The organism is Sutcliffiella tianshenii, assembly GCF_016908565.1.
Lineage (GTDB): Bacteria > Bacillota > Bacilli > Bacillales > Bacillaceae_I > Sutcliffiella_A > Sutcliffiella_A tianshenii.
In genome coordinates this window covers 61,473-86,829 of record NZ_JAFBED010000005.1, presented here as the reverse complement: position 1 = coordinate 86,829, position 25,357 = coordinate 61,473, and the positions used below count along the sequence as shown (strand labels likewise).

The 25,357-nt window shown below is 44.1% G+C and carries 27 protein-coding genes; 10 read left to right on the top strand and 17 right to left on the bottom strand.

Translation table 11 applies throughout. The features are described from left to right. The first annotated feature begins 40 nt into the window (after positions 1 to 40). On the top strand, positions 41 to 349 hold the full coding sequence (locus JOC95_RS12400) for an HNH endonuclease (RefSeq protein ID WP_204416677.1): 309 nt from the start codon (positions 41 to 43) through the stop codon (positions 347 to 349). A gap of 135 nt (positions 350 to 484) precedes the next feature. On the opposite strand, the gene JOC95_RS12395 is transcribed toward JOC95_RS12400, so the two are convergent. The 7 genes from JOC95_RS12395 to JOC95_RS12365 all read right to left on the bottom strand — a co-directional run bounded on the left by JOC95_RS12395 (position 485) and on the right by JOC95_RS12365 (position 2,828). Then, complete coding sequence (locus JOC95_RS12395) at positions 485 to 703, bottom strand: spore germination protein (RefSeq protein WP_204417270.1); 219 nt, start codon at positions 701 to 703, stop codon at positions 485 to 487. A gap of 80 nt (positions 704 to 783) precedes the next feature. Beyond that, on the bottom strand, positions 784 to 1,002 hold the full coding sequence (locus JOC95_RS12390; RefSeq protein WP_204416675.1) for a spore germination protein: 219 nt from the start codon (positions 1,000 to 1,002) through the stop codon (positions 784 to 786). Positions 1,003 to 1,004: 2 nt separating this feature from the next. Next, positions 1,005 to 1,424 (bottom strand): spore germination protein GerPE, encoded by a 420-nt coding sequence (locus JOC95_RS12385; RefSeq protein WP_204416673.1) that lies wholly within the window; start codon positions 1,422 to 1,424, stop codon positions 1,005 to 1,007. 4 nt (positions 1,425 to 1,428) lie between these two features. Beyond that, positions 1,429 to 1,608: a spore gernimation protein GerPD gene (locus JOC95_RS12380; protein WP_204416671.1), complete on the bottom strand. Its 180-nt coding sequence runs from the start codon at positions 1,606 to 1,608 to the stop codon at positions 1,429 to 1,431. A gap of 15 nt (positions 1,609 to 1,623) precedes the next feature. Then, a complete protein-coding gene (gerPC, locus tag JOC95_RS12375) occupies positions 1,624 to 2,244 on the bottom strand; it encodes a spore germination protein GerPC (protein WP_204416669.1) in 621 nt (206 codons plus the stop codon). A 96-nt stretch (positions 2,245 to 2,340) separates the two neighbouring features. After that, complete coding sequence (locus JOC95_RS12370; protein WP_204416667.1) at positions 2,341 to 2,583, bottom strand: spore germination protein GerPB; 243 nt, start codon at positions 2,581 to 2,583, stop codon at positions 2,341 to 2,343. Between the two features lie 23 nt (positions 2,584 to 2,606). Continuing rightward, positions 2,607 to 2,828, bottom strand: a complete 222-nt coding sequence (locus JOC95_RS12365) for a spore germination protein (protein WP_204416665.1) — start codon at positions 2,826 to 2,828, stop codon at positions 2,607 to 2,609. A 214-nt stretch (positions 2,829 to 3,042) separates the two neighbouring features. Here JOC95_RS12365 and JOC95_RS12360 point away from each other — a divergent pair, with 214 nt between their 5' ends. After that, positions 3,043 to 4,242: a DUF418 domain-containing protein gene (locus JOC95_RS12360; protein WP_204416663.1), complete on the top strand. Its 1,200-nt coding sequence runs from the start codon at positions 3,043 to 3,045 to the stop codon at positions 4,240 to 4,242. A gap of 14 nt (positions 4,243 to 4,256) precedes the next feature. Here the strand turns inward: JOC95_RS12360 and JOC95_RS12355 are convergent, their stop codons facing one another. Further along, positions 4,257 to 4,436 (bottom strand): aspartyl-phosphate phosphatase Spo0E family protein, encoded by a 180-nt coding sequence (locus JOC95_RS12355; RefSeq protein ID WP_204416661.1) that lies wholly within the window; start codon positions 4,434 to 4,436, stop codon positions 4,257 to 4,259. 147 nt (positions 4,437 to 4,583) lie between these two features. Here JOC95_RS12355 and JOC95_RS12350 point away from each other — a divergent pair, with 147 nt between their 5' ends. Then, positions 4,584 to 5,489: a fumarylacetoacetate hydrolase family protein gene (locus tag JOC95_RS12350; RefSeq protein WP_204416659.1), complete on the top strand. Its 906-nt coding sequence runs from the start codon at positions 4,584 to 4,586 to the stop codon at positions 5,487 to 5,489. 306 nt (positions 5,490 to 5,795) lie between these two features. Here JOC95_RS12350 and JOC95_RS12345 read toward each other — a convergent pair whose 3' ends face one another. Then, positions 5,796 to 6,992, bottom strand: coding sequence for an ornithine--oxo-acid transaminase (locus JOC95_RS12345; protein WP_204416657.1), 1,197 nt, complete (start codon positions 6,990 to 6,992; stop codon positions 5,796 to 5,798). 168 nt (positions 6,993 to 7,160) lie between these two features. Between JOC95_RS12345 and JOC95_RS12340 the strand changes: the two genes are divergently transcribed. Further along, a complete protein-coding gene (locus JOC95_RS12340; RefSeq protein WP_204416655.1) occupies positions 7,161 to 7,514 on the top strand; it encodes a YisL family protein in 354 nt (117 codons plus the stop codon). Between the two features lie 196 nt (positions 7,515 to 7,710). Further along, complete coding sequence (locus JOC95_RS12335) at positions 7,711 to 10,638, top strand: bifunctional diguanylate cyclase/phosphodiesterase (RefSeq protein ID WP_204416653.1); 2,928 nt, start codon at positions 7,711 to 7,713, stop codon at positions 10,636 to 10,638. Between the two features lie 47 nt (positions 10,639 to 10,685). On the opposite strand, the gene JOC95_RS12330 is transcribed toward JOC95_RS12335, so the two are convergent. Then, positions 10,686 to 11,264: a DUF2777 family protein gene (locus tag JOC95_RS12330; RefSeq protein ID WP_204416651.1), complete on the bottom strand. Its 579-nt coding sequence runs from the start codon at positions 11,262 to 11,264 to the stop codon at positions 10,686 to 10,688. Between the two features lie 254 nt (positions 11,265 to 11,518). Here JOC95_RS12330 and asnB point away from each other — a divergent pair, with 254 nt between their 5' ends. The 5 genes from asnB (at position 11,519) to JOC95_RS12305 (ending at position 17,807) form a co-directional block, all read left to right on the top strand. Further along, complete coding sequence (gene asnB / locus JOC95_RS12325) at positions 11,519 to 13,366, top strand: asparagine synthase (glutamine-hydrolyzing) (RefSeq protein WP_204416649.1); 1,848 nt, start codon at positions 11,519 to 11,521, stop codon at positions 13,364 to 13,366. Positions 13,367 to 13,573: 207 nt separating this feature from the next. After that, the gene (locus JOC95_RS12320; protein WP_204416647.1) at positions 13,574 to 15,100 is read left to right on the top strand and encodes a phytoene desaturase family protein; all 1,527 of its coding nucleotides are present in this window, start codon (positions 13,574 to 13,576) and stop codon (positions 15,098 to 15,100) included. Then, the gene (locus JOC95_RS12315; protein ID WP_204416645.1) at positions 15,097 to 16,602 is read left to right on the top strand and encodes a phytoene desaturase family protein; all 1,506 of its coding nucleotides are present in this window, start codon (positions 15,097 to 15,099) and stop codon (positions 16,600 to 16,602) included. The genes JOC95_RS12320 and JOC95_RS12315 overlap by 4 nt, the downstream gene beginning before the upstream one ends. Further along, positions 16,568 to 17,401, top strand: a complete 834-nt coding sequence (locus tag JOC95_RS12310) for a phytoene/squalene synthase family protein (protein WP_204416643.1) — start codon at positions 16,568 to 16,570, stop codon at positions 17,399 to 17,401. Before JOC95_RS12315 ends, JOC95_RS12310 begins: the two co-directional genes overlap by 35 nt. Positions 17,402 to 17,555: 154 nt before the next feature. Continuing rightward, positions 17,556 to 17,807 (top strand): hypothetical protein, encoded by a 252-nt coding sequence (locus JOC95_RS12305; RefSeq protein WP_204416641.1) that lies wholly within the window; start codon positions 17,556 to 17,558, stop codon positions 17,805 to 17,807. A 38-nt stretch (positions 17,808 to 17,845) separates the two neighbouring features. On the opposite strand, the gene JOC95_RS12300 is transcribed toward JOC95_RS12305, so the two are convergent. From JOC95_RS12300 to JOC95_RS12270, 7 genes are all read right to left on the bottom strand, one after another. Continuing rightward, positions 17,846 to 19,327, bottom strand: a complete 1,482-nt coding sequence (locus JOC95_RS12300) for a phytoene desaturase family protein (protein ID WP_204416639.1) — start codon at positions 19,325 to 19,327, stop codon at positions 17,846 to 17,848. Next, entirely contained in the window at positions 19,324 to 20,430 is a 1,107-nt protein-coding gene (locus JOC95_RS12295; protein WP_204416637.1) for a glycosyltransferase family 2 protein, read from the bottom strand. Before JOC95_RS12295 ends, JOC95_RS12300 begins: the two co-directional genes overlap by 4 nt. 17 nt (positions 20,431 to 20,447) lie before the next feature. After that, positions 20,448 to 21,113, bottom strand: coding sequence for a lysophospholipid acyltransferase family protein (locus tag JOC95_RS12290; protein ID WP_204416635.1), 666 nt, complete (start codon positions 21,111 to 21,113; stop codon positions 20,448 to 20,450). Then, entirely contained in the window at positions 21,082 to 21,870 is a 789-nt protein-coding gene (locus JOC95_RS12285; protein ID WP_204416633.1) for a carotenoid biosynthesis protein, read from the bottom strand. The genes JOC95_RS12290 and JOC95_RS12285 overlap by 32 nt, the downstream gene beginning before the upstream one ends. 131 nt (positions 21,871 to 22,001) lie before the next feature. After that, positions 22,002 to 23,375, bottom strand: coding sequence for an ammonium transporter (locus JOC95_RS12280; RefSeq protein WP_419096240.1), 1,374 nt, complete (start codon positions 23,373 to 23,375; stop codon positions 22,002 to 22,004). A 24-nt stretch (positions 23,376 to 23,399) separates the two neighbouring features. Beyond that, positions 23,400 to 23,741: a P-II family nitrogen regulator gene (locus JOC95_RS12275; RefSeq protein ID WP_204416631.1), complete on the bottom strand. Its 342-nt coding sequence runs from the start codon at positions 23,739 to 23,741 to the stop codon at positions 23,400 to 23,402. Between the two features lie 184 nt (positions 23,742 to 23,925). Continuing rightward, on the bottom strand, positions 23,926 to 25,287 hold the full coding sequence (locus JOC95_RS12270) for an MATE family efflux transporter (protein WP_204416629.1): 1,362 nt from the start codon (positions 25,285 to 25,287) through the stop codon (positions 23,926 to 23,928). Between the last annotated feature and the right edge of the window lie 70 nt (positions 25,288 to 25,357).

Here is a 25,357-nt window from a genome sequence, read left to right as displayed (position 1 = left end):
GATAGTGATTTAACGGACTGTCCGGAGGAAGGTTTTGGGTATGGGAAAGAAGAAAAATTCGATCGGAACATGTGAGCTTTGCTTGCGGGAACAGGTGGAGATCACAGTCCACCATCTTACCCCAAAAGAGATGGGTGGGACGTTCCTGCCTACAGCAGATTTGTGCATCCCCTGTCATAAACAGATCCATGCTCTATACACCAATGATGAACTGGCTGTCCGGCTGAATACGATCGCCCTCCTGCAGGATGATCCGAAGATACTTTCGTTCCTCAAATGGATCAAAAAACAGCCATCCACCAGAATACCGGTCACCCGTAAATCAAACGAAAGAAAGAAAAGAAAATGAAAAAGGCCCAGCCACGGTTTATCGTGACTGGGCCTTTTTCATACGCTTCGCCTGCTTCGACATTAAAGGGGAAAATCCTGCTGGGGTCTGGCCCCATTTAATGGCCTCGTTCAATGGCCTCGTTCAAAAAAAGTTTTAGTTGTTCGCGACGATATCCTGGTCGTTGATGTCAGGATCGATGGTGTTGGTGGCGCTGAGGCCGTTGTTGGATATGATGAAGTTACCGGTGTTAAAGGCTCCGGAGCCTGCTGAGGTCTTGGACGCGCTTTTTGGGGAGATGTAGAAGGAATCCCCAAAGTTGATGACGCCTCCACCTACACTGTTGATTGCTACAGGACCGACAATAGCTGGCATGAAAGACATCCTTTTTTATTTAAGTGATAGTACACTATATGTTCATAGGCTGAAAGTGTTCAATAGCCCTGGCATTCCCCTTACTCATTGGCTGTCACATTCTGATCATTGGCATCCGGATCAATGGTGTTCGTAGCGCTCAGTCCGTTATTGGCATTAATGAAATTCCCTGTATTGAAGGCACCGGAGCCTGCATGGGATTTACCTGTGCTTTTCGGGCTGATATAAAAGGAATCCCCGAAGTTAAGGGTTCCTCCACCAACGCTGTTGATTTTAACGGGTCCGATTATTGCCGGCATGCTTACTCCTTCTTTCCATCATTATCTTTGTCTGTGCTCTTCTTTGCAGCAAGTGGCGCGGCATCGCCCAGTAGCTGTCTGATATGCTTTATCTTTGCTTCTGCAAATATTGTATTGGTGGATCCCACTTGCAGTACGGAAGAGGAAGATATCCCTTTTATTTTGATTCTATTGACGAATATGTTCGGATTGACATTATTCACACACATCTGGACATTTTCATTTACTATTGGGATTGGGTTTTCCATGGAAAAAATGGGATATTCCGAAAAGCTCCCCTCTTTTCCATAAAAACGTGGAAACTCCCGCTTTACAGCCAGCGCCTTAGACCTTGCATTAATAAAACACGAATCACCAATCAGAAAATGCGAGGCGAAAGTAAGGGAGTGGACATTAATTTCATTGACATTCGATATCCGCATGATGTCATCCTTCTGTCGTCAATGGTACAAACGGACCGATGATTAGGGATTCGGCCGGTGTATCAAAGTACGAAGTGAGAACAATGGATTGGGCATCTCCGATAAGGAAGATGCCGGACGAGGATACCCCGAGGATATCGATGTCTCCTACTTGCAGATTATGGTTCACGACATGAAAATTCAAATGGAACACCACACTTTATTTATTCTTGGGCAGATTTTGGATGAAGGCGGCAAATGCCTTATCCATATCGCCTTGAAGCTGTGCTACCGTCAGCTCTTGGATCTTCTCGTCACTATAGCCTTTCTGGATTGCCTCTGTTGTTAAGTTGTTCAATGTATGATTGATTCTCTGTGGAAGCTGCTTAGACACATCCTGGATCATAAAATCATAATAATGCTCTTCAAGGCTTCTTCCTTGCTGTCCTGCAATTTCCTTGATCTTGTTTGCGCCATTTTTGTTTAAATAGGCTAACAATTCCTTTTCTATTACCTGAGACAGCTGCTGGTTCCTCTGTGGGACAGGCACTTCGAGGTTGTTCTGAGTCACCACAAAATCCTCTATTTCTCCTGAGGAACCAGGGGTCAGCCCGATGTTGAGTGTGCCCTCGAGCGTCTCCACCTTCAACTGGTCAAATTTGTATTCGATCCTCTCAATATTCATGCTCGGTTTACTTTTGATTTGGATGATCTCCTGTTGCATCGTTTTCAATATTTCTTCCAAGGCTGATATCTGCTTTGACTGTTTTTCTACAATTTCTTGTAGTTGCTTGATCTGTTGCTGGGATTCGTACAAATACTGCTGAAAATTGTAATACAATTTGATCACCCCTTCATTTGCAGAGTTAATATTCACCTTCTAAAGGCATTAACATTGTATGCAATCAGGAGGAATGGGTGAATGCCCATGGCAAAATCAGCGTGCCTTCAATGGTACTAAAGGTCCTGTTACGCCGCTGCCGGGTTGTATGACTGTGCCGCTTTGGATTTCAGCGGAACTTTCAGGGGCAGGTCCTACAAAGCCGCCTGTATTATTTAGATTCGACAAGCTCTTGATGACGCCTGCACTTCCAATCTGAAATATGGAGGAGTTGCTGACTCCCCCTATTTTCACCTGATGAATGACGATGCTTTGGTTAATGAAAAAATTAGTTGCCATTACAATCCTCCATTCTGCACTTTTTACGCATTCAATGCCACTGGCTGATCAGCTACATCCTGATCATACGTATTGGTCTGGCTGTTTGTGTTGCTGACAGTGATTGCATCACCTGTATTAAAGCTGCCTGCACCCGCAAAGGTCTTTGCGACACTGGTGGGGGACATCTGAAATACATCCCCTATATGGAAAATGCCGGAATTCCCTATACTGTTAACATTTACAGCTCCGACTATTGCTGGCATAAACGTTAACTCCTTTACCAAATTGAATGTACCTGCTTTTCCCAAGCCAATCCATCAGTGGGAAAGAGGATAATCCTTCACCTTACTTATTATCCTATGACAAACGCCCGGTATGGTGAGTAGAAAATGGGTGATCCCCTTTAGCGATAACTCATATAGGAATATATAGGTAAATCGGCTATAATGTACATATCATCTGATGGGAGGGAATAGGTTGAAAGCTGCACCGATAGAAGAGAAAGATAGAATCATTGCTTTAGATATTATAAGAGGCCTGGCGATACTGGGTATTTTCCTGGTAAACATGCCCTCATTTTTTTCGCCGATGCTATATGTGGATCAGCGTACATACTGGAATGACAGGTTGGATATTTGGACGGTAAATTTCGTGGATATAGTTGCACAGGCAAGCTTTTATACGCTGTTTTCCTTTTTGTTCGGATATGGATTCATCATTTTCATGGACCGTCTGAAAGAAAAGGAACTATCCGCTCCCAAATACTTTTCGAGAAGACTGATTGTCCTACTCGCAATAGGCTGCATTCATGCATTCCTGATCTGGCACGGTGATATTCTGATCAGTTATGCCATCACGGGTTTTCTGTTATTGCTCATGAGAAACCTATCATCAAAAGCCATGGTGTGGACCGGGATACTTCTCATTACTATCCCAACCATCCTTTTGACGCTGCTGATGTTACTATCGATGATGATGATGGATGGAAACTTAGATGTTTATGAGGCGTATCAGGGAACAGCGCTGCAGTCACTGGAGATATATGCGAATGGTTCGTTCATGGAGATCACAAGGCAGCGGATGGAAGACTGGGCATTTGTAAATATAGCTAATTCGGTATTCATCGTTCTCTCCATATTGCCTATGTTCCTTTTCGGGGCAGCGGCTGCAAAGGAAAGATGGCTCCATAACACAGAGGAGAATCTTGGGGTGTTCAAGAAACTATGGGCATTGACTTTGGTATTAGCATTGATTTTTAAATTGCTTCCATACTATGCGGGAGGAAACCTTGCGGTGGATTATCTGCAGGATTCCATAGGGGGACCGGCAAGTGCTTTATTCTATTTCCTCACCATCGTCCTTGCAACAAGAAAGGGTGTAGGCAAAAAAATACTTTCTCCTTTGAGATATGTAGGGAAAATGAGTCTGACAAACTATTTGTTTCAGTCCGTGCTCTGCACCTTCATTTTTTACAGCTATGGATTGGGGCTATACGGAACCTTTAAGCCGTTCCAAGGCCTGATGCTCGTACTAGGAGTATATGTACTACAAATATTCTTGAGCAAGTTATGGTTGTCCCGTTTTTATTACGGGCCAATGGAATGGCTATGGAGAATGGGGACGTATGGCAGAAGATCTCCGCTCAGAAAAAGTCCAAATGAAAAGATGCGAGCATAATATCTCGCATCTTCCTATTGGGCAAAAGAATATTTATTTGAGTGGTGAATGGCAAGCATCTGCTGTTCCCATTGTTTGTTAAGTAAAGCATCTAGCTCCTGGCTGCATTGAACCGTTTCAGAAGCGGTGAATCCATACTCTTTCGCACAATGAATCATTTGTTTTCTCTTTAATTCAATCTTCAAAGCTAACATACGACTCTACTCCATTTTTAATAAGATGCAATCGATTGTCCTAATTATGGCATGGTTCGAAAAAGAAAAAAAGGACTTCGCTAAAACAAGTCATAATATAACAAAATACTACAAAAAACGTTTCGACTAGAAAGGGGATCCATCCTTATGCATTTTCTTACTGCTCAATATAATGGAAAAATATTTGTAGGATTAACAGATGAATCACAGCAATATGTCATCGATCTTCATCAAACTGAAAAAGTGAAAGATGGTGTACAAACCCTGCCGCACACCCTCATGGAATGCATTGCACTAGGTGATTATTTCATGGATAAGGCAGCCGCGTTAAGGGATTGGGTATTAACACATAGGGAGGCGCCATCGTTTTTCTATAAAATGGAGGAGGTCACCCTTTTAGCTCCCATACCCCGACCTGCAAAAAATGTACTTTGTGTCGGGAAAAACTATAAAGATCATGTGTTGGAGATGGGAAGCGAAGGGGACATCCCGGAACACATCATGATCTTTACAAAGGCGCCGACATCTGTGATCGGGGATGGGGATGATATCCTATTGCATGAAGGTCTGACAAGCCAGCTTGACTATGAAGGGGAATTGGCGGTCGTTATCGGAAAGAGAGGAATGGGGATAAAAGAGGAAGAGGCTTATGACTACGTCTTCGGCTATACCATCATCAATGATATTACCGCCCGTGACATGCAAGCACGTCATAAGCAGTTCTTTCTTGGGAAAAGCCTTGATGCATCATGCCCTATGGGACCTGTGATCGTCCATAAGTCCGCTATCGAAGATCCGCATAATCTTGAAATCAGTACCCTAGTAAACGGCGAGGTAAGGCAGCATGCCAGGACCGATCTGATGATCTTTTCCATTCCGGAGATGATTGCCACGTTGTCAAAAGGCATGACGCTCGAACCGGGGGACATCATCGCAACAGGAACACCAGCCGGGGTAGGGAAAGGCTTCAACCCGCCAAGATTCCTGAAACGCGGGGATGTGGTGGAAGTGATCGTTGAAGGGATAGGCAAACTTACGAATAAGGTCAATTGATAATATTGTGTCTGGCTTGAAGCGTGCTGCAGCACTAAAACGTGTTGGAGGCGCGCTTTTTTTTTATGCATGAACGGTGGCGGGTACGTCTGTGTTTTACATATTTTGTAAAGATGATAGAATGTAACCTGTTTTGGACAGATTACAAGCCTTTTTGGATAGATTACCCAAAGAAGTGGATAGAATAAGTAGCATTTTCGCTAGATTAACGGGTGTTTTGGATAGAATACAGAAAGTCAGGGCCAATCAAATAAAAAAACCAGGCACTCCTCAATCAATCTAAGGAGTGCCTGGCCCAGTTTCTTCCTAAACAGATAACACTTTCTTCACTTTTTCGATCGCCCAGTCCAGATCTTCCTGTGAAATGACGAGGGGAGGTGCAAAGCGGATAACCGTTTCATGCGTTTCTTTGCAGAGGAGACCTTCCTCTTTCAGCTTTTCACAGTAAGGACGTGCAGCTTCTGTCAGTTCCACGCCAATGAACAGGCCTCTGCCGCGGATTTCCTTGATGATAGGATTGTTTATTTTAGAAAGTTCCGACTGCATGTAGTTGCCAAGCTCAAAGGATCTTTCCACCAGTTTTTCCTCTTCAATGACTTCGAGGGCTGCCATGGAAACGGCACACGCAAGTGGGTTACCGCCGAAAGTGGAGCCATGCGATCCAGGATTGAATACCCCGAGGATATCCTTGTTTGCAGCAACGCAAGAGATAGGGAAGACCCCTCCGCCGAGTGCCTTGCCAAGGATATACATATCCGGCTCTACATTTTCCCAGTCACAAGCGAACAGTTTTCCTGAGCGGCCAAGTCCAGCCTGGATTTCATCCGCTACATACAAGACATTGTTCGCCTTGCAGACGTCATATGCAGCTTTCAGGAACCCTTCTTCCGGGATGTTGATTCCAGCTTCCCCCTGAATCGGTTCGAAGATGAATGCCGCGGTATCAGGCGTGATGGCACTTTCCAATGCTTCGATACTTCCATAAGGGATTACTTTGATTCCAGGAAGCATCGGTCCGAAGCCTTCCTGGTACTCTTCGCTTGATGACATGGAAACGGCTGTCATGGTACGTCCGTGGAAATTGTCCTCACAAACGATGATTTCCGCTTGATTGACAGGCACTCCCTTTACATCGTAGGCCCAGCGGCGAACTGCTTTAACAGCTGTTTCCACTGCTTCTGCCCCTGTGTTCATCGGCAGTACCATGCTCTTATTTGTCAGCCCTGCGACTTTTTCGTACCACGGTCCAAGCTGGTCATTGTGGAAGGCGCGGGAAGTCAATGTGATTTTATCTGCTTGATCTTTCAATGCCTGAATGATTTTTGGATGACGGTGGCCCTGGTTCACAGCGGAATATGCGCTGAGCATATCCATGTATTTATTGCCTTCCGGATCCTCCACCCAAACCCCTTCCGCCTTGGAAATGACGATTGGAAGCGGATGATAGTTGTTTGCTCCAAATTTTTCTGTAATGCTGATGATATCGTGAGTTTTAGTGGTCATGTATGAAATACCTCCATCTGATCAATGTAATGGCTTTCAAAAATATTATAGCATTGTTAAAATTCAAAATCTTATCCCAAGAGAAAAAAGACGATTTATTTAGGTTTTTTAGTAAAACATGGTATGATACAAGTATTGTATTTTACTTGAAAGTAAGGAGGAACACGCATGACACATGCACATATTTCAACATGGGCAGTTGCATTGATTCTTTTCGTCGTGGCGATCGCTCTGCAAAAAAGCGGCAAAGCCAAAGGCGCGAAAATCGTCTCCATGGTTTTACGATTGTTCTACATATTGATTGTTGCTACAGGAGTACTTCTGCTTTGGAACATTAATCTGACGGGAGACTACATCGTCAAAGGATTGATGGGGATCGTCGTCATCGGTCTGATGGAAATGATTTCTGTTCGCACAAGAAAAGGCAAATCTACCACAGTCCTTTGGGTCATTTTTGCCGCTGCGTTTGCATATGTTTTATATTTAGGTTTCAGTTTGGATATGGGAATGAACTTCTTCTGATTCCTTTAAAAATGCCTGATCATCATCTAATGTTGATCAGGCATTTTTTTTATGGCTCCCACCCCAATATTCTTCTACGAATGTTTTCAATTTTACATGTTTTCGAGTTTATAACTATGGTAAAGTTAAAATGAATAAATTGTAAAATATGCACTTGTTTTGTAATAAGATGTAGAACCTATGGGAGTTTATGCTTATGAAAACTTTAAATCTTACATATAAAGAGCCTGGGGATATAGTCCCGTTTATCCGAAAACATGATATTGCCTCCCATTCTGAAGTGCTTGTACATATGTACGCGGGATCGACGGATAAGGATGAACTGAGTGGAATCATCCAGAAGATCAGAGGGAATCTTCCGCAGGCACAGGTAGTGGGTGCAACAACGGATGGGGAAATTTCCGGAGGAGTGATTTCAACCAATGAAATAATAATATCCTTTATGCTTTTTGATAAGACACAAGTTCATACTTCACTATATCCTTTCGAGGAATTCGAATCCCTGGACAATATCGGTCATCAGATAGTACAGGAAATGATTACGGAAAAAACAAAGCTTATTCTTCTTTTGGCTAATGGTCTGCATTTTGACTATGATAAATTGGCACAAGGGCTGGGCCGGCACTCGAGTCATACAGAAACGAAAATTTTCGGTGCATTGGCAGGGGCGAACGGTGAGTTTGGGGAGACCTATGTTTGGTTGGATGATCAGATCACAGTCAATGGAATAGTGGCGATAGCTCTTGATAGTGAGGTTTTGGAGGTTTATCCATTATCGAATCACTGCTGGAAAGAGATCGGCACCTCGTTTCTCATGACATGTGCAGAAGGGAGCATCATTCGTTCCATTAATAAATTGACTCCCCTTACGATACTGAAGAAATATCTTGGGGAGCAATTTGTTAGGGAACTACCTCTTAGTGGAACTCAATTCCCGATGATGACGGTGCGGAATGGGAAGAAGACACCTCTATTTGTTACTCATGTGCTGGAGGATGGCAGCATCAAGGTGGACAGAAGGGTATACGAAGGAGAATCCTTCACATTTTCCTATGCCGATGCTCAGGGGATTATAGATAAGACGAAATTACAGATAGAAGAGCTTATCAATAAACCGGTGGAATCCATCCTGATTTTTAACTGTATGGCAAGAAGAAGATACTTCGGCCATTTTGTTGAAAAAGAAATAAAAGCTTTGCAGGGGATTGCTCCTACCACTGGATTCTTTTCCTATGGGGAAATCGATTATTCATCAAAGGGCCAAGTGGATTATGTCAGCTTTTCCAACATCACCATTGCGATGAGCGAATCAACTGTGATCAATAGCAGGTCCCCTTTGATGGTAGATTTTGAGATGCCGAATGAAACGAAGGCGGTTTTGGCGCTCTCCCATTTGGTGGATGCATCCACGAGGGATATAGCCAAACTTAATAAGAGCATCGAGAAATCAGAGCAGCGATATAAGTCTTTGTTTGAGCATAATTCCGACATTGTTTTTTCCATTGATCTTTTTGGGCGGGTTCTGAGCGTTAACCCCAGATTCTCGGAAATCTTCGGTTTTACCGAAAAGCAGATTTTGAAGAAAAGTGCGTTAAGCTTTTTGAAGCCAAGTGATGTGGAACGGGTTTCCAATCATTTCTTTCAAGCCTTGCAAGGGATAGAACAAACGTATGAAGTAGATCTCAAGGAACGGGATGGCCAGGAACGAACCTATTTAATCAAGCACATCCCGATTATCGTCCACGGGGAACGCGCCGGTGTCTATGGGATCGGGAGGGATATAACGGCCCAGAAGAAAGCGGAAGAGCGAGTGGCGTATTTAGCTTATTTTGACGCTGCAACAGCCTTGCCGAACAGGCAGAATTTCAGTGAACGCTTAACAGAAGAAATGGATGAAATCAAAAAAGCAAAATCAAAGCAGAAGCTGGCAGTGTTGTTTATCGATTTTGACCGATTCAAGCTCATCAATGACAGCCTTGGTCATTATGTAGGGGATAAACTGCTGATCCATATCATTGAAAGGATCAGGAAAATCCTCCCCAGCAAAAGCTATCTCGGCAGATTTGGCGGAGATAAATTCACCCTCTCCTTATCCGATTATAAAAGTGTTGATGAAGTAATCAATATCGCCCAAGCACTATTGAATTCGATCAATAAGCCGATTCTTTACAATGAACAGGAATTCTATGTGACAGCAAGCATCGGGGTAAGCCTTTTCCCAAATGATGGCGTTAATGCAGAGAGTTTATTAAAAAATGCGGATGCTGCCATGAACCAAGCAAAGAAGCTCGGGGGAAATCGAGTGAAATTCTACTCAAATGATATGAACCACCAGGCGATGTTTAGGATAGAACTGGAAAGTTACCTTAGAAAGGCTTTGGAAAAAAACGAATTTTTCCTTTGTTACCAGCCTTTCATTGATATACAGTCAAAGCGGGTAATCGGAGCGGAAGCGTTGATCCGATGGGATCATCCTAAATTGGGTCTGGTTTCCCCGGCGGAATTCATCCCATTGGCGGAAGAAACTGGACTTATCACCGATATCGGGGTATGGGTGCTCCGTTCGGCCTGTCTTGAGGCAAAAAGGTGGCACGAAATAGGGATTGGTGATATGACAATTTCGGTCAATGTATCAGCACACCAGTTCCAGCAACCGACCTTTATCCAGGAAGTGAAAAAGGCATTGATGGCAAGTGGCCTAGAACCTTCCTACTTACAGCTCGAATTGACTGAAAGCGTCATGCTCCGCAATGCCACATACAGCATCGCGGTCATGAAGGAACTGCAGGAGCTTGGAGTCCAGCTTTCCGTCGATGATTTCGGTACCGGCTACTCCTCGTTAAGCTATTTGAGGGACTTGCCAATCAATAACTTGAAAATCGATCGGAGTTTCATTAAAAATCTCCGCTACGATTCAAAGGATGTGGCGATTGTCCATGCAATAGTCACTATGGGGAAAGGCTTGAACCTCAAAGTGATTGCAGAAGGGATAGAATCCGAAGAACAGTTGCAGCTTTTGGAAACACTGTCCTGTGACGTTGCACAAGGCTATCATCTCTCAAAGCCTCGGGGGCAGGAAGAGTTCGAAAAGTTCATCAAAGAAAGCCTTATGAGCTTCATATAAAGATAAAAAGCACCTATGTTCAGCCTTTTTGCTGAACAACGGTGCTTTTATTCTGCCCTCCGGCGTTCCAGGTTCGTAAACAGATAGCGTTTGCCTGTCTGTAACGTATATTCGAAGCGGTCCGAGTGATGGTTCCCCCTTGTAAAATGATGTTGCACACTGCATATGAATGTTTCATTGTCATAAACGAAGAAATTGACACCGCTCTTGATTTTGTCGGTATCCATGAACTGCATCGCATTATGACAATAGATACAGTCATAAAGGGAAATCTTTGAGGAATTCAGGAGCTTGGTGAAATGGAAGAACGCATCTTCTGACAGTTCCTCCAAAAATTCCATATATGCCATAGGCAGCCGTTTTCTGACCCTGACAGCGTCCCCGTTATTCAATTCATAAAGGTGCTGGGTCTGAAGCAATACTTCCCCCGTTTCCAATAGAACACCGGGGACCCATTCGTTGGATAATAATACTTCAATGCCGTCCTCTGTTATTTCCTCGAGCAAAAAGGCTTCATCATCCTCCGCTTCAAAAAAAATCCACTGTTCATTAATGTTTTCGATGGTTCCACACGTATAGGAACGTTTTTGTCCGTATATGATGTTTTTTCTTTTTTGCAGATTCACAGGGCTTCCTCCAATGCGAAACATAGTAGTAAGTAAGATGGGAGTTTTCTCTTTTCCCAATTCTGTCCCACTTTCAAAACCTTTAAACAGGAACTCTCTTACTTTCTTACATTCCCCATCTTTTTAAAAATTATATGGTAGGAAGACTAACAAGGAAAAATGATGGATGTGTAGCAATAAATCATGGTATAAGCCCCATTTGCATAGTATAGAAAAGCCCTGTTCTGTCTTAAAAAAGGAGTGGTAAAAATACTATGTGTGGAATTACTGGATGGATAGATTATCAGAAATCGATCAGGCACGATGAACATACAGTTGAAAAAATGGCCGGGACATTATCGTTCAGGGGTCCTGATGATACAAATATCTGGATGGGGGATCATGTGGGATTCGGGCATAAACGGCTTGTGGTTGTAGATCCCGAGGGTGGCGTGCAGCCGATGACGAGGAAGAAGAATGGTCATCAGTTTACCATCTGCTATAATGGGGAGCTTTATAATACGGAAGATATCCGAAAAGAGCTCCTGAAAAAGGGATATACCTTCAGTGGGCATTCAGACACGGAAGTGCTTCTGACTTCCTATATGGAATGGAAGGAGGAGTGTGTGCATCATCTCAATGGAATATTCGCTTTTGCCGTTTGGGATGAGGAGAGGGAGCAATTGTTCATTGCCAGGGACCGGCTTGGGGTAAAGCCATTATTCTATCATGAAAAGGAAGGGAAACTATTATTCGGTTCTGAAATAAAGGCGATACTCGCACATCCGTTCATTTCAAGTGCAGTGGGTCATGACGGATTGGCCGAAATTTTCGGGCTCGGCCCTTCCCGTTCTCCGGGACATGGACTTTTCAAGGATATAAAGGAGCTTCGGCCGGCACATCTATTGACCTATTCCAGAAACGGACTCAAAATCAGCCGCTATTGGAATGTAGTCAGCAAGCCGCATACGGACAGCTTTGATGAAACGGTGGAAAAGGTCCGCGAACTATTTACCGACGCCGTCACCAGACAATTGGTTTCAGACGTTCCTGTATGTACCTTCCTATCTGGGGGATTGGATTCAAGCGCCATTACTGCGATTGCTGCCAATGCATTCAAAAAGGAAGGGAAGCCTCCCTTACACACCTATTCCATCGATTACGAAGAAAATGAAAAATATTTTAAAGCAAATGAATTCCAGCCAAACTCGGATGAGTATTGGATACGGAAAATGACAGAGGCTTTTGGGACCGTCCATCATTATTCCGTCATCTCGCAGGAAAATCTGGTGGCGAATCTAAGAGAGGCTGTACTTGTGCGCGATCAGCCCGGGATGGCGGATATCGATTCTTCCCTGCTATGGTTCTGCAGGGAAATCAAACAAAATTATGTGGTAAGCCTTTCAGGGGAATGCGCGGATGAAATTTTTGGAGGTTATCCTTGGTTCCACCGACCGGAGGATCTTGCTGCAAGGAACTTTCCTTGGATGAGATCGACAGAAGCGAGAGTGGACCTCCTTCGTCCGGAGTGGAAGAAAAAGCTTCAACTGGATGATTATATTACAGCGCGCTTTGAAGAAACGGTTGCAGAAACCCCTCGGTTGGATGGCGAGAGTAATTTGGAGGCAAGGAGAAGGGAGCTTTTCTACCTGAATATGATCTGGTTCATGACGACTTTGCTAGACCGAAAGGACAGGATGAGTATGGGGGCGAGCCTAGAGGTGCGTGTTCCTTTTGCAGACCATAGGATCGTTGAATATGTATGGAATATCCCGTGGGAAATGAAGATGCATGGTAACAGGGAAAAAGGGCTGCTCAGAAAGGCGCTCGAGGGTGTATTGCCTGATGAGGTCCTATACCGGAAAAAGAGTCCGTATCCCAAAACCCATCATCCGGTCTACACCCATGGAGTAAAAAAATGGATGAATGAAATTCTCCAGGATAAAAATACCCCATTGCTTGAATTCTTCCAAAAGGAAAAACTTCAGCAGATTGTCGATTCAGAAGGGAAAGCTTTTCAGGTTCCATGGTTTGGCCAATTGATGACAGGTCCACAATTATTGGCGCACCTTGCACAAATACACGTTTGGTTTACAGAATACGGTGTTACAATAAAGGAATAAATTGTTAAAGAGTAGAAGTATATATAAATAGACGGAAAACTCCCTCAAAAATGCACGATGCTCAAAAGAGGGAGTTTTTTTTATAAAATTAAGGACATGCCTTTTTAAGTATAAATTCTTGTGCATACATAAAATATTGTGTATAGTATTTGTATAACATTTGTTTAACTTTATTGATGTTCGGTTTAATGGGGGAGGCAATACAAAATGAGTAAAAAGATTATTATTGTTGGTGCTGGACCGGGCGGCTTGGCGGCTGCGATGCTACTGTCGGCCAAAGGCAATAGTGTGACGGTTGTGGAAAAGCAATCTTATATCGGCGGAAGGAATTCAAGTATCAAGCTTGATGGTTTTACCTTTGATATGGGACCAACCTTTTTGAGTATGCCTCACATTGCCGAAGAAATCTTCGAAGCGTGTGACCGGGATCTTCATGACTATATGGATTTACGGGAATTGAAAGATATGTATGAACTGATCTTTCCGGATAAATCGTTTATGGTAACGAGGGACCAGGAAAAAATGAAAAGAACGATAGAGCGATATTTTCCGGGAGATGGAGAGGGCTATGTCCGGTTCATGAAGGAAACGGAGAAAAAGATGAATGCCTTGACTCCCATCCTTCAGGGTAAAATGGACCGCTTCTACCATTACCTCCAGTGGAAAGTAATCAAAGCGTTGCCACAGTTGAGCCTCGGAATCAGCTTATATGACCAGTTAAGCAGATTCTTCAAAGCTGAACAGCTAAAATTGGCATTCACATTCCAATCCAAGTATTTAGGGATGTCACCATGGGAGTGCCCTGGTGCTTTTTCCATCCTCTCCTATATGGAGCATGCATACGGAATCTATCATCCTATCGGGGGCGTCAATCAGCTCCCTAAAGCGATGGCAAGGGTGGTAGAGGAAAACGGGGGCAGCATTCAGCTTGGTAAAGGTGTGCAAAAGCTTTGGCTTGAAGGAAAAAAGGTAGTAGGGGTCCTGATGGAGGACGGAACGAAAATGGAGGCGGATGAAGTCATCGTCAACGGTGATTTTGCACATGTGATGACCAACCTCGTAGATGAGGGCATCTTAAAAAAGTACAGTAGAGACAAATTGGAAAAGAAAAAGTACTCCTGTTCCACGTTCATGATCTACCTCGGGCTAGACAGGGTTTATGACCTGCCTCACCACACCATCATCTTTGCAGATGACTACAAAAAGAATGTAGAAGAAATCACAAGAACTAAAAAACTATCCGAAGATCCTTCCATCTATGTGCAAAATGCATCCGTTACAGATCCGACCCTTGCACCGGATGGCAAGTCAGCGCTTTATATATTGGCGCCTGTCCCGAATAATTTCAGTGATATAGATTGGGAGACTCATAAGGATGCTTTTAAAAGACTCGTCTACGATACTTTGGAAAAAAAGAGCGGCTTTAAGGACCTTCAGGATCATATAGAAGTGGAAAAAGTGCTGACACCCGACGATTGGGAGAAAGAGGTGCTTGTATACAAAGGCGCAACCTTCAATCTGGGTCATCAGCTTTCACAGATGATGGTTCTGAGACCTCATAATAAATTTGAGGAATTGGAGAACTGCTGGCTCGTAGGAGGAGGAACACATCCGGGAAGCGGTCTGCCAACCATTTTGGAATCAGCAAGGATTACAACGGATCTCTTAGAGGAGAAACACCGAAACCTTGTTAAGAACGAAGTACCTTCACACAGATTGGAGAGGGCCCAATGACTAAAGGACACATTGCGATTGCAGGCGCTGGAATCGGCGGAATGATAACGGCGCTTCTATTGAAGAAACAGGGATTTGACGTCTCCATCTTTGAAAAAGAGAAAAATGCAGGGGGGCGACTTGCATTTATCGAAAGAGAAGGATACCGGATCGATAAGGGCCCTACCATCGTGCTGCTTCCTGAAATGCTGACAGAAATATTGGAGGAGGCGGGTGTACCAGATGAAGCATGGGAACTTATCCCATTGGACACTTTGTATTCCATCCGATTCCAGGACGGGACTGTATACAGGAAACATCGGAATAAAAACATGCAAAAAAAGGAAATTGCGCGCCTGTTTCCCGGTCAGGAGGAAGGCTTCGACCGGTATATGAAAGAAATGCACGAAAGCTTTAAGCTTGGCAAGGCATCTTTTCTCGAAAAGTCTTTCACAAAGAAAAAAGACTTCTGGACCTGGAAGAACATAGCTTCATTATGGAAATTGAAGGCATATCAATCTACTAAAAAATATGCATCCAATTTCTTTTCCGATACACGCCTCCAGGAAGCCTACTCCCTGCAAACTCTCTATATCGGGGGAAACCCGCAAACAGCCCCTGCCATGTACAGCCTCATCCCTTACAGTGAGCATGAACACGGTATCCATTATGTCAAAGGAGGTTATGCGTCGCTCGTGGATGTCCTCGTTGAGAGATTGCGGGAAAATAAAATTCCCCTTTATCTGGATTCCAAAGTGGAGGCGATAGAGGAGGCGGGAAGTGCCGTGACTGCGATCTTTTCAAAAGATAAAAAAATCAAGGTCGATGGATTGGTATGGAATGGAGACTTCCCATCAATCCAGGAGGTCATTGAAGAAGAGAAGAGTAAAAATTATACTCCTTCCTCAGGCTGTCTCCTGCTCTACTTTGGAGTGAAGGATAGGTACGAATCGGATGTCCATCAATTTTTTATGAGCAGCGACTTTGATCAGCATATGAAAGAAGTGTTCAAAGAAAAAAAGGTCCCTACTGATCCTTCATTCTACACTTTTAATCCTGGCATCATTGACAATAGCTTGGCTCCTGAAGGAAAAAGTGTCCTTTATGTATTGGTCCCTGTCCCCTCGGGCGGTCATATCGATTGGAGCAAAGAGCAGGGGTTCATCAATCGGGTGATGGAAAGGCTTGAATCGGAGGCGTTCCCGAAATTAAGAGAGAAAATGGAATGGATGGAAGTGCGGACACCGAATGATGCTGAGATGGAAGGTTTGTATCAAGGTGGAAGCTTCGGCATTGCGCCGGAATTGTTCCAATCAGGGGTCTTTCGTCCACAAGCCAAGCTTTCTCCATATAAAAATGTCTATGCAACCGGGGCATCGGTCCATCCTGGTGGCGGTATTCCCATCGTGATGCAAAGTGCGCGGCTTGCCGCCAACCAGATCGTCGCTGATTTTGCTTATAACTCTTCGAAAAAGGATGTGAATCTTCATGAACGAATTGATCAAAGCATATCAACATTGTGAAAATATTATAAAAGAACACTCCAAGACTTTCTACAAAGCATTTATGCTGCTTCCCTCAGATAAGAAAAAGGCCGTTTGGGCTGTTTACGCCTTTTGCCGGCAAGTGGATGATATCGTGGATGAAGGAGACAATCCAAAAGAAGAGTTGCATAGATTCAAGGAATGCTTTGCTGATTTTCTAAAGGGTGGGCTGTCTTCGTCTGATCCGATGTGGCTCGCCCTCCAGGATGTTTTCAAAAACTATGAAATGGATATAGAAGCCTTCCACGATATGATAACGGGACAGGAAATGGACCTTTACAAAAAGCTTTACTACACAGATGAGGAGGTAATGACCTATTCATATCATGTAGCTAGCACGGTGGGACTGATGTTGCTGCCGATCCTGGCACCGAATACCAAGGAGATGTTAAGGCAGGATGCCATTGCCCTCGGTCAGGCCATGCAGCTTACCAATATATTAAGGGATATTGGAGAGGACCTCGCACGTGATAGGATCTATCTCCCCATCAATAGATTGGAAGAGGCGGGCTATTCAGTTCATGACCTACAACAGCATATCGTCAACAAGGCCCTTATCTCCGTTTGGGAGGATATCGCTGCAAAGGCAGAAAGATTATATGAACAGGCGTTAAGTACGATAGATTTATACCCGATCCATTCACGAACCCCGGTAAAAGGGGCTGCCTACCTTTATCGCGCCATCCTCGGTTCGATACGTAAAAAACACTACTCCGTATTCCAAACCAAGCATTATGTAACAAATGAAGAAAAGCAGCAGATCATATCACAAATATAAAAGCAAACAATGACCTGACCACTCCTTGGCAATTGGAGCGAGTAGGTCATTTTTATTGCATATTTCGTTGTAGAAAAGGTGAAGCATAACACCTATTTTATAGAAAATTATGGTATGATTAGGTAAAATGGCTGGGTAAGGTGGGGTGGATAAAATGAAGCTCAAAACACTTTTATATCTTTCATCTTCTGTCCTTGCATTATTAGTGGTGAATCTAGTAGATAAGTATTATTATGAGATGTCCCTATTGGTCAGTTTTGGCTTGCTGATGGTGATTCATTTTATCCTATTCTACCTGATCGATGTCATCTTGCAGAAAAAAGAGAAAGCCGTTCGTAAGGGGACGGGTATTACCTATCTCTTCTTTCTTTTCTGTGCTTCGGTTTCAATTGTCTACTTGATATGAAAAAAAGGCTGAAGTTTCCTCTAAGGGATGACTTCAGCCTATTTTTTCGCGTGCCTCTTTACAATCGCCTCTGCCACATTCAATCCGGATAGTGTAACCATCGGAGATCCACCCCCGGGGTGAGTGGAGCCTCCAACAAAGTAGAGGTTCGCGACATCGCGTGATTTGTTGCGCGGACGGAAGAAGGCATCCGTTTTCCTGTTTGAAGCAACACCGTATAATGATCCTTTGAATGCACCAAAATTGGATTTAATATCCTGTGGAGTAATCAGTTGTTCCTGTAAAATGTGACCGTTTATTGATACACCCCGCTTGTCCAGGGTTTCATAGATAAGCTCCTTGTAGCTTTCGGAAAAACCATCCTGGGTATCTGAACCATTTACTGCAGGTGCATTGGCCAAAATGAACAAATTATCCCCGCTTGGACCTTTCTCATGTTCAGTGACAGAGGAATTGCTTATGTAGATGGTAGGGCTCTTTGGATATTTCCTTTCCTCGAACAATTCCTTGAACTCTTTTTTATAGTCTGAAGAAAAAAACACATTATGATGAAGCAGCTGCTTGTTTCTTGTGTTCAGGCTGGCAAGTGCGACAAAGGCCGAAATGGAAGGTTCAAAGGAAGCTGCCTTCCGGTCCGGAAAATGTGGGCGTTCCTTTTCCTCTACAAGCTCGGGATAGGCGGCAAGCAAATCGGCGTTCATCACAACCACATCGCATGGATAGGTATCCCCATCGGCAGTCAGCACTGCAACCGCTTTGCCGTTTTTTACTTGGATACTAGTGACCCGGCAGTCTGTCCGGATCGTCACTCCTGTTATTCTTGCAACCTTTTCAAAGGCTTCAGCAATTTTCCAATTTCCGCCCTTTGTGTAATACACCCCTTCCACGAGCTCCAAGTAAGCTATCAATGCAAATGTTGCAGGTGAAATATAAGGGGATGAGCCTATATAGGTTGCATAACGGTCAAGAGCCTGCAACAGAAATGGGTCGGAGAAATACCTGCTGAAAAATTGATGCAGCGATTGCAGGGGGCGGACCTTTGTAAAGGCTGCACCAAGTCCAGGTGACAGATAATCCATGCTGGATGTGAAACTTTTACGGAAAAAGTGCGAGTTGCCTAGCTGAAAGAGCCTTGTGATTTCTTTAATGAAGGCTTCATAGTTCTTTGCACCAACCGGATCTATCATACTTAATTGTTCCTTCATTTTTTCCTGATCTGAACTGAAATCAAACACTTTTCCATCATATGAAACATTTCTGGTGTGGGTTTTCAGTTTGATGAACTCAAAATACGCATCCGGATTCTCCCCGCTAAGCCGGATGACTTCCCGAAACACATCAGGCATGGTGATGGTATTCGGACCAAAATCGAAGTATGCGTCCCCAAGCGTTACCGGCATCAATTTACCCCCAAGATGCCGATTCTTTTCCAAAAGTGTCACGTCAAACCCCTGCGATGCAAGGGAAATGGCAGAGGAGAGTCCGCCGAGGCCTCCCCCGATTACAACAATCTTCTTCATTTATATGCACGTCCCTTCCATAAGTAATGTTCTTTTTTCAAGCTTTTCCACATGGAGGCGTGCATAAGGACGATAAAAGCGAGTACGCTTAAAGGCATAAGTAGACAAAGATAGGCTTTTTGCTTCGTTTGGAGGTCTATATATAACTTTTGGATCCATACAAGCAATAAGGGAAGGAAAAGCCAATTGCCGTAAATGGGGGCCAGCAATGCCAATGGCAAGGGTAAGAAGTAAAAAACCGAATAGAAGACCGTTAATCCAGCCACAATCCAAGGTGATCTTCCTATTCCGATATAGATGTTCTTCAAAAAGCCGTACCACACTTCCTCATTTGTCTCGTACATATGACATGTCACATATCCGGTTGGGTTGATAAGCTTCACTGTGAAACCGTGTTGCTTCATCACTCTCGCCAGATGGACATCTTCCACGATTGAGTCCTTTACTGCGCTATGTCCTCCAACAGCAAGATAGGCGTTCCTTTCAAAAAACATAAACGCCCCATGTGCGGCAGTAGCCTGTTTGTAGGCGGAATAATTGGCCAGGGGCAATGGGAGATGAAGCCAAGTGACAAAATGCTGCATGGGGACAAGCAGTTTGCTCAGCAACGAGGTAACGGGGAATCGTGGAAAGCCCGTGACTAGATGACTTGTTCCTTTTTCGAAAAAGGGCAACATATTTTCAATGGTATCCGGCTTCAATCTTGCATCTGCATCTAGGAAAAGGAGAAATTCCCCGGATGCATGCCCTGATAATTGATGGCATGCATGAACTTTACCTGCCCATCCCTTTTTTAATGCAACGCCTTCTATAAGGCGGAAGCGGTTATCATTTTGAGTCTGACCCTGTGCCAGCGCCAGGGTCGAATCTGAGGAATGGTCATCCAATAATATGAATTCTACATTCGGGTAGGAAAGCTTTTGCAGATTCTGAATCAATGGGACGACATTCCTCTCTTCGTCTCTCATGGGGACCATGATGGAAACCAGTGGTGTATAGTGCGGAATAGGTTTATGGAACCGTGGGAAAAAGAGTCCATTTATCATCATCCCGATCAATGAAAGGAGAAGAAAACCTGATAATAGTATTGCGAGCTGCTCCATTCTTTGCTCCCTTCACGCTATAATAGATTTTTAAAATCGCGTGTATTTTCCATTATTACGTCCTGTTTTAAACGCTCAAGATGAGTTGTGAATAATTCCTCCAAGGCAACATTCTTATCTTTGGATGAAGTACCCGGCAGGTCATCTGCCGTCACCGGCCCGCAAACCCTGATATGGATGTCGGGCTTACGCTCTCTCCCGAAAGAATAGTAGAGGAGGACAGGGACGATTGGAATGTTGGTATTTTTTACGATATGCAGGGCCCCTGGCAGGAATCCCAATGGCCGGATTTCCTGATGTCGTTCGTCTCCCTGGGGGAATAGCCATAACGTCTTGTTTTCTTTTAATCTTTCTTTTGCATACTGCAAGGAAAGTACAATATCCTTGGGATTCTCCCTGTTGACGGAGAATGCTCCTATTTTACGGAAGAAGGGGTATTCCCTTATCCCTTTTTCGTGCATCATTACAAAGCTTTCCTGCATGATTACATGGCGATTCAGGTGGAACACAGCCAGCGCGTCCCACCATGTACTATGATTGACGATGAATAAGCAAGGGGAGGCAGGGATGGTTGCATCTGCCCCTTTTGAAAAAAATACTCCCCGGAAATGGAACTTCAGGAAGCGTTTATTGAAGTGATCAAAAAAATAATCAAATGCTCTGCTTTTTTTGGCTGGTATCATGAAAAAGCTCCTTGTTCTTATATGTTCCGGCATAAAGAAGAATGGCAGGGATGATGGTGGCGAAGAACGCCAGATATAATTGTGAGGATAAAGCAATCAAACAAAACATGCCCACCATCAGGCCGTATAGTAGAAACATATTCTTCTCCCAATAGCGATTCTCCTTTGAAGATGAAAGAGAAGTTAATAGCAGCAGCACAAGATGGAAGAGGAGGGATAATCCAAACCAGCTATAGAAATTGAACATAGGGATGTTATAGTAAAAACTCTCTCCACTCCAGATCCAATATTCCTTCGCGATGAATGCGACAGGATCGATGATCAAATCCAGCACTACCGCTGCAAGGGCTGCCACTGTTGCTTTCAACAATAAAGGGGAATCAGGAAATATTCGAAGGGCCATCACATGGGAAGTGGCGATGACCATGACCCAGGCAAACCCGATTGTGACCGGAACGCCAAAAAGCATCGGGCCAAAATAAGAGTTGTAATAATAGTCTCCAAAAAGTAATCCATATTTCACGCCGATATGCTCGGCGGCAATGGATGAAAAGAAGACGATAAGAGTAAAAAGGAATCCGAGGGTTTTATAGTTTTTAATGAAATATATCGCCCCGAGTGAACCTGCCGTAACAAGAAAGACCACATTTGCCCACTCAAGCCACGGGGGGAGAAGGTCGAATGTCAACAAGATCACGCCGCATATGTACCATAGAATAAAAAAATGAAAGACATTCCGCTCCCATTTACTGACCATTTTTTATCACCTCTAGGTGGAATTATAACACTAAGGTTAAATGTTTGTATATGTTTTGTATACATATGAAAAGCGATCCATATCGAATGGATCGCTCCTGTCATTTCTATGTTTATCTTTGACTGTTTATATTAGACTTGCTTTGCTTTCTGTTTGGTTGTTCCAAGATTGTTCAACCTGTGGACAAGGCCTGTTCCGAATTCAGGTGCAGAGCTATTATCAGAAAATACCGATTCCCTCAGTTCGTAGGCCGAAGAACCGTGCTCGGCAAAATCCAAGCCTGAAATTTCCTCTTCCTTCGTAACGCGGATGCTCGAGAAACGGGTTACAAGGAAAAGGAAGAGAGTGACGGTCACTGCTGTCCATGCGATCACCGCCAGGATCCCTATTGCCTGAATCCCCAATTGACCTGCACCGCCGCCATAGAAAAGTCCGGTTGAAGTGGAGAATAATCCTACAGCAAGTGTACCCCAAATTCCGCATACCCCATGTACCGCAATTGCCCCTACAGGATCATCCAATTTGAGCACTCTGTCAATGAATGAAACGGATTCCACAAGGATCACTCCAGCGATTAAACCGATTAAGATGGCGCCGATCGGTGAAACATCACCTGTCCCTGCAGTAATCCCTACAAGTCCTGCCAATGCTCCGTTCAGTGTCAGGGAAGCATCCACACGCTTATAACGCAACTTGGAATAAAAAGCGGACGCGAGTACACCGGCAGAAGCGGATAATAGGGTGGTGGTGATGACATGTGGGATAAGCTCGGGATCGGCAGCAAGCGTGCTTCCGCCATTAAATCCGAACCATCCGAACCAAAGGATGAATACTCCAAGTGCCCCAAGTGGGATATTGTGACCTGAAATGACATTCACTTTGCCGTTTGAATATTTGCCAAGCCTTGCACCTAGGAATCGAACCGCAACAACGGCACCGAGCGCCCCGGTCAGATGTACGACCGTGGATCCTGCAAAGTCGGTAAAGCCCATTTCCGACAACCAGCCGCCGCCCCAGACCCAATGTCCCACAACAGGATAGATGAAAGCGGTCATTACAACAGTGATAAGGATATAACTGCTAAGCTTCATCCTTTCTGCCACAGCCCCTGAGATGATGGTTGCGCATGTGGCTGCGAACATTGCCTGGAAGACGAAGAAGCCGATGTCCCCTTCACGGCCTGAAAGAAAGAATCCTTCCGTCCCGATGAAGCCTCCCGAGGATGAACCGAACATAAATGCATAACCAACCGCCAAATATAGGATAGAGCCGATGGAAATCGTAAGGAAATTTTTCATCAGGATATTAAGGGAGTTTTTGGACCGAGTAAATCCTGACTCCACCATTGCAAATCCAGCGTGCATAAAGAATACGAGCAATGCACCGATCATGATCCACACCATATCCATGGAAATATTCAATGTTTCCACTGTCGGAGCTTGTGCGTGTGCTGTTGAACCAAAGATTAAGCCGCCTGTCATCAATAAACCAATTTTCTTTTTCAATGTGATCATCCCTTTCTGTAATTGTTAGAGTATTGCAAGTTTGCCGGTTTCCCCTGTACGGATGCGAATGGCATCTTCGATATGGTAGATAAATATTTTCCCGTCCCCTACAGAATTGGTGCTGCATGTTTCCTGGATGATCTGTACTATTTCATCTACAAATTCCGCTTCTACGACCATTTCGACTTTTACTTTGGGGAGGAGTTTAATTTCAAATGTATTGCCTCGAAAGACACCCTGCTGTCCTTTTTGCTGCCCGCAACCAGCCACTTCGGAAACGGTCAGACCGTTGATGCCTACTTCTTCCAGGCGTTCACGAAGGCTGCGGAATGTTTCTGGACGAATGATTGCTTCCACCTTTTTCATAATATCTCTCCTTTTTATCTAATGTTATATTTCCTAACATCATATGGTATGTTTATTATCATATTTCATATTTATTCACTTTGCAATACGAATTTTCGAAAAATTCTGGCGAAAACGTTTACAAGTGTGTCAGGTTTTCTAACAAAGACAAAAAAGCACCCCCTTTTATGGGAGTGCCGTTCATTTAGGATGCATTTTTTGATTGGGATACTACAAAGGATTTATTTACCCACACTTTTGACTTCCATCTTCTTAGCATAATGATGCCTCTCAGCCATTCATCCATGATCATGGCAATCCAGACACCTACGAGGCCCAATCCGAAATGGATGCCGAGTACATACGAAACAGTCACCGAAACTCCCCACATGGATAATATCCCTATATAAACAGGGAATTTTACATCCCCGGCGGCACGAAGCGAACTGATGACCACGAGATTGAATGAGCGGCCGGGCTCCAAAATGACCGTTAGGAGGATCAGCGTACCGCCAAGTGCGATAATATCCGGATTCGAAGTAAAGAATCCTAAAAGGGTATCAGAGAATATTGCAATCGGAATTGCAGTGAGGATGCTGATCAATATGGCCAAGCGCAAGCTTTTGATGCAGCGCTTATAAGCGTCCTCGATATTGCCGGCGCCAATCTGGTGACCGATCATGATCTGTGTCCCCTGTCCGATGGCAACCCCGAAGAGGAAGATGAACATCATCAAACTTTGCGTATAGACCTTTGTGGTCAGCGCCTCCGTTCCTATCATCACAATGAAAAAGGTGATGACGATCTGGGAGGTATTATAGGATAGATGCTCTCCGGCTGAAGGTATGCCGATTTTTAAAAGGTTTTTCAAATGGCTCATCGGTAATTGGAAAATCCTTTTGAAAGGAAGCGGCTCTTCGATTCTTTTTAGTAATAAAACGGTTATTACGATAAGACCGAGTGCACGGCTGACAACGGTAGAAAGGGCAACCCCTTCCACTCCGAGTACAGGGATTCCGAATGGTCCGAAAATGAAGAGGTAATTTCCAATGATATTGAGTATGTTCATCCCGATGGTGACATACATGGCGTCCCTGGTAAATCCGTAGCTTCTGATCGTGGCACCCATCGTGATGACAAGAGCCTGCACGAACGAAAATACTCCGACTAATTTCAGGTAGGAGTCAGCCTCTGCCAAAAGCTCGGAGGGGAGATCCATTAACAAGAGCAGCTGTGAACTGAACCCAAAGACAATCAGGCTTATCACTATGCTGAATACTAGGTTGGCACCGAGGGATACTACGGTTACTTCACCTGCAAGAATCCTGTTTTTTGCTCCGAGGTACTGAGCGACAAGTATCGAGGTGCCCGTTGCAATAAAACCGAACATGACAATGAGCATGAATAGAAGCTGATTCGCCACGCCCACTGCAGCTACGGCGTCATCCGAGTACTGGCTCAGCATCAGGATATCTGCATTCCCCATAACCATATGCAATAATACTTCTATGAAAATTGGCCAAGTCAAGGCGAAAAGTGTCAATTTCTTTGTGCTTGTTTCTTTCATTATTTTACTCCTTTTGATGATTCCGACATAAAACAATTTATAGTTTAACCGGATATCATTATAATAGAAA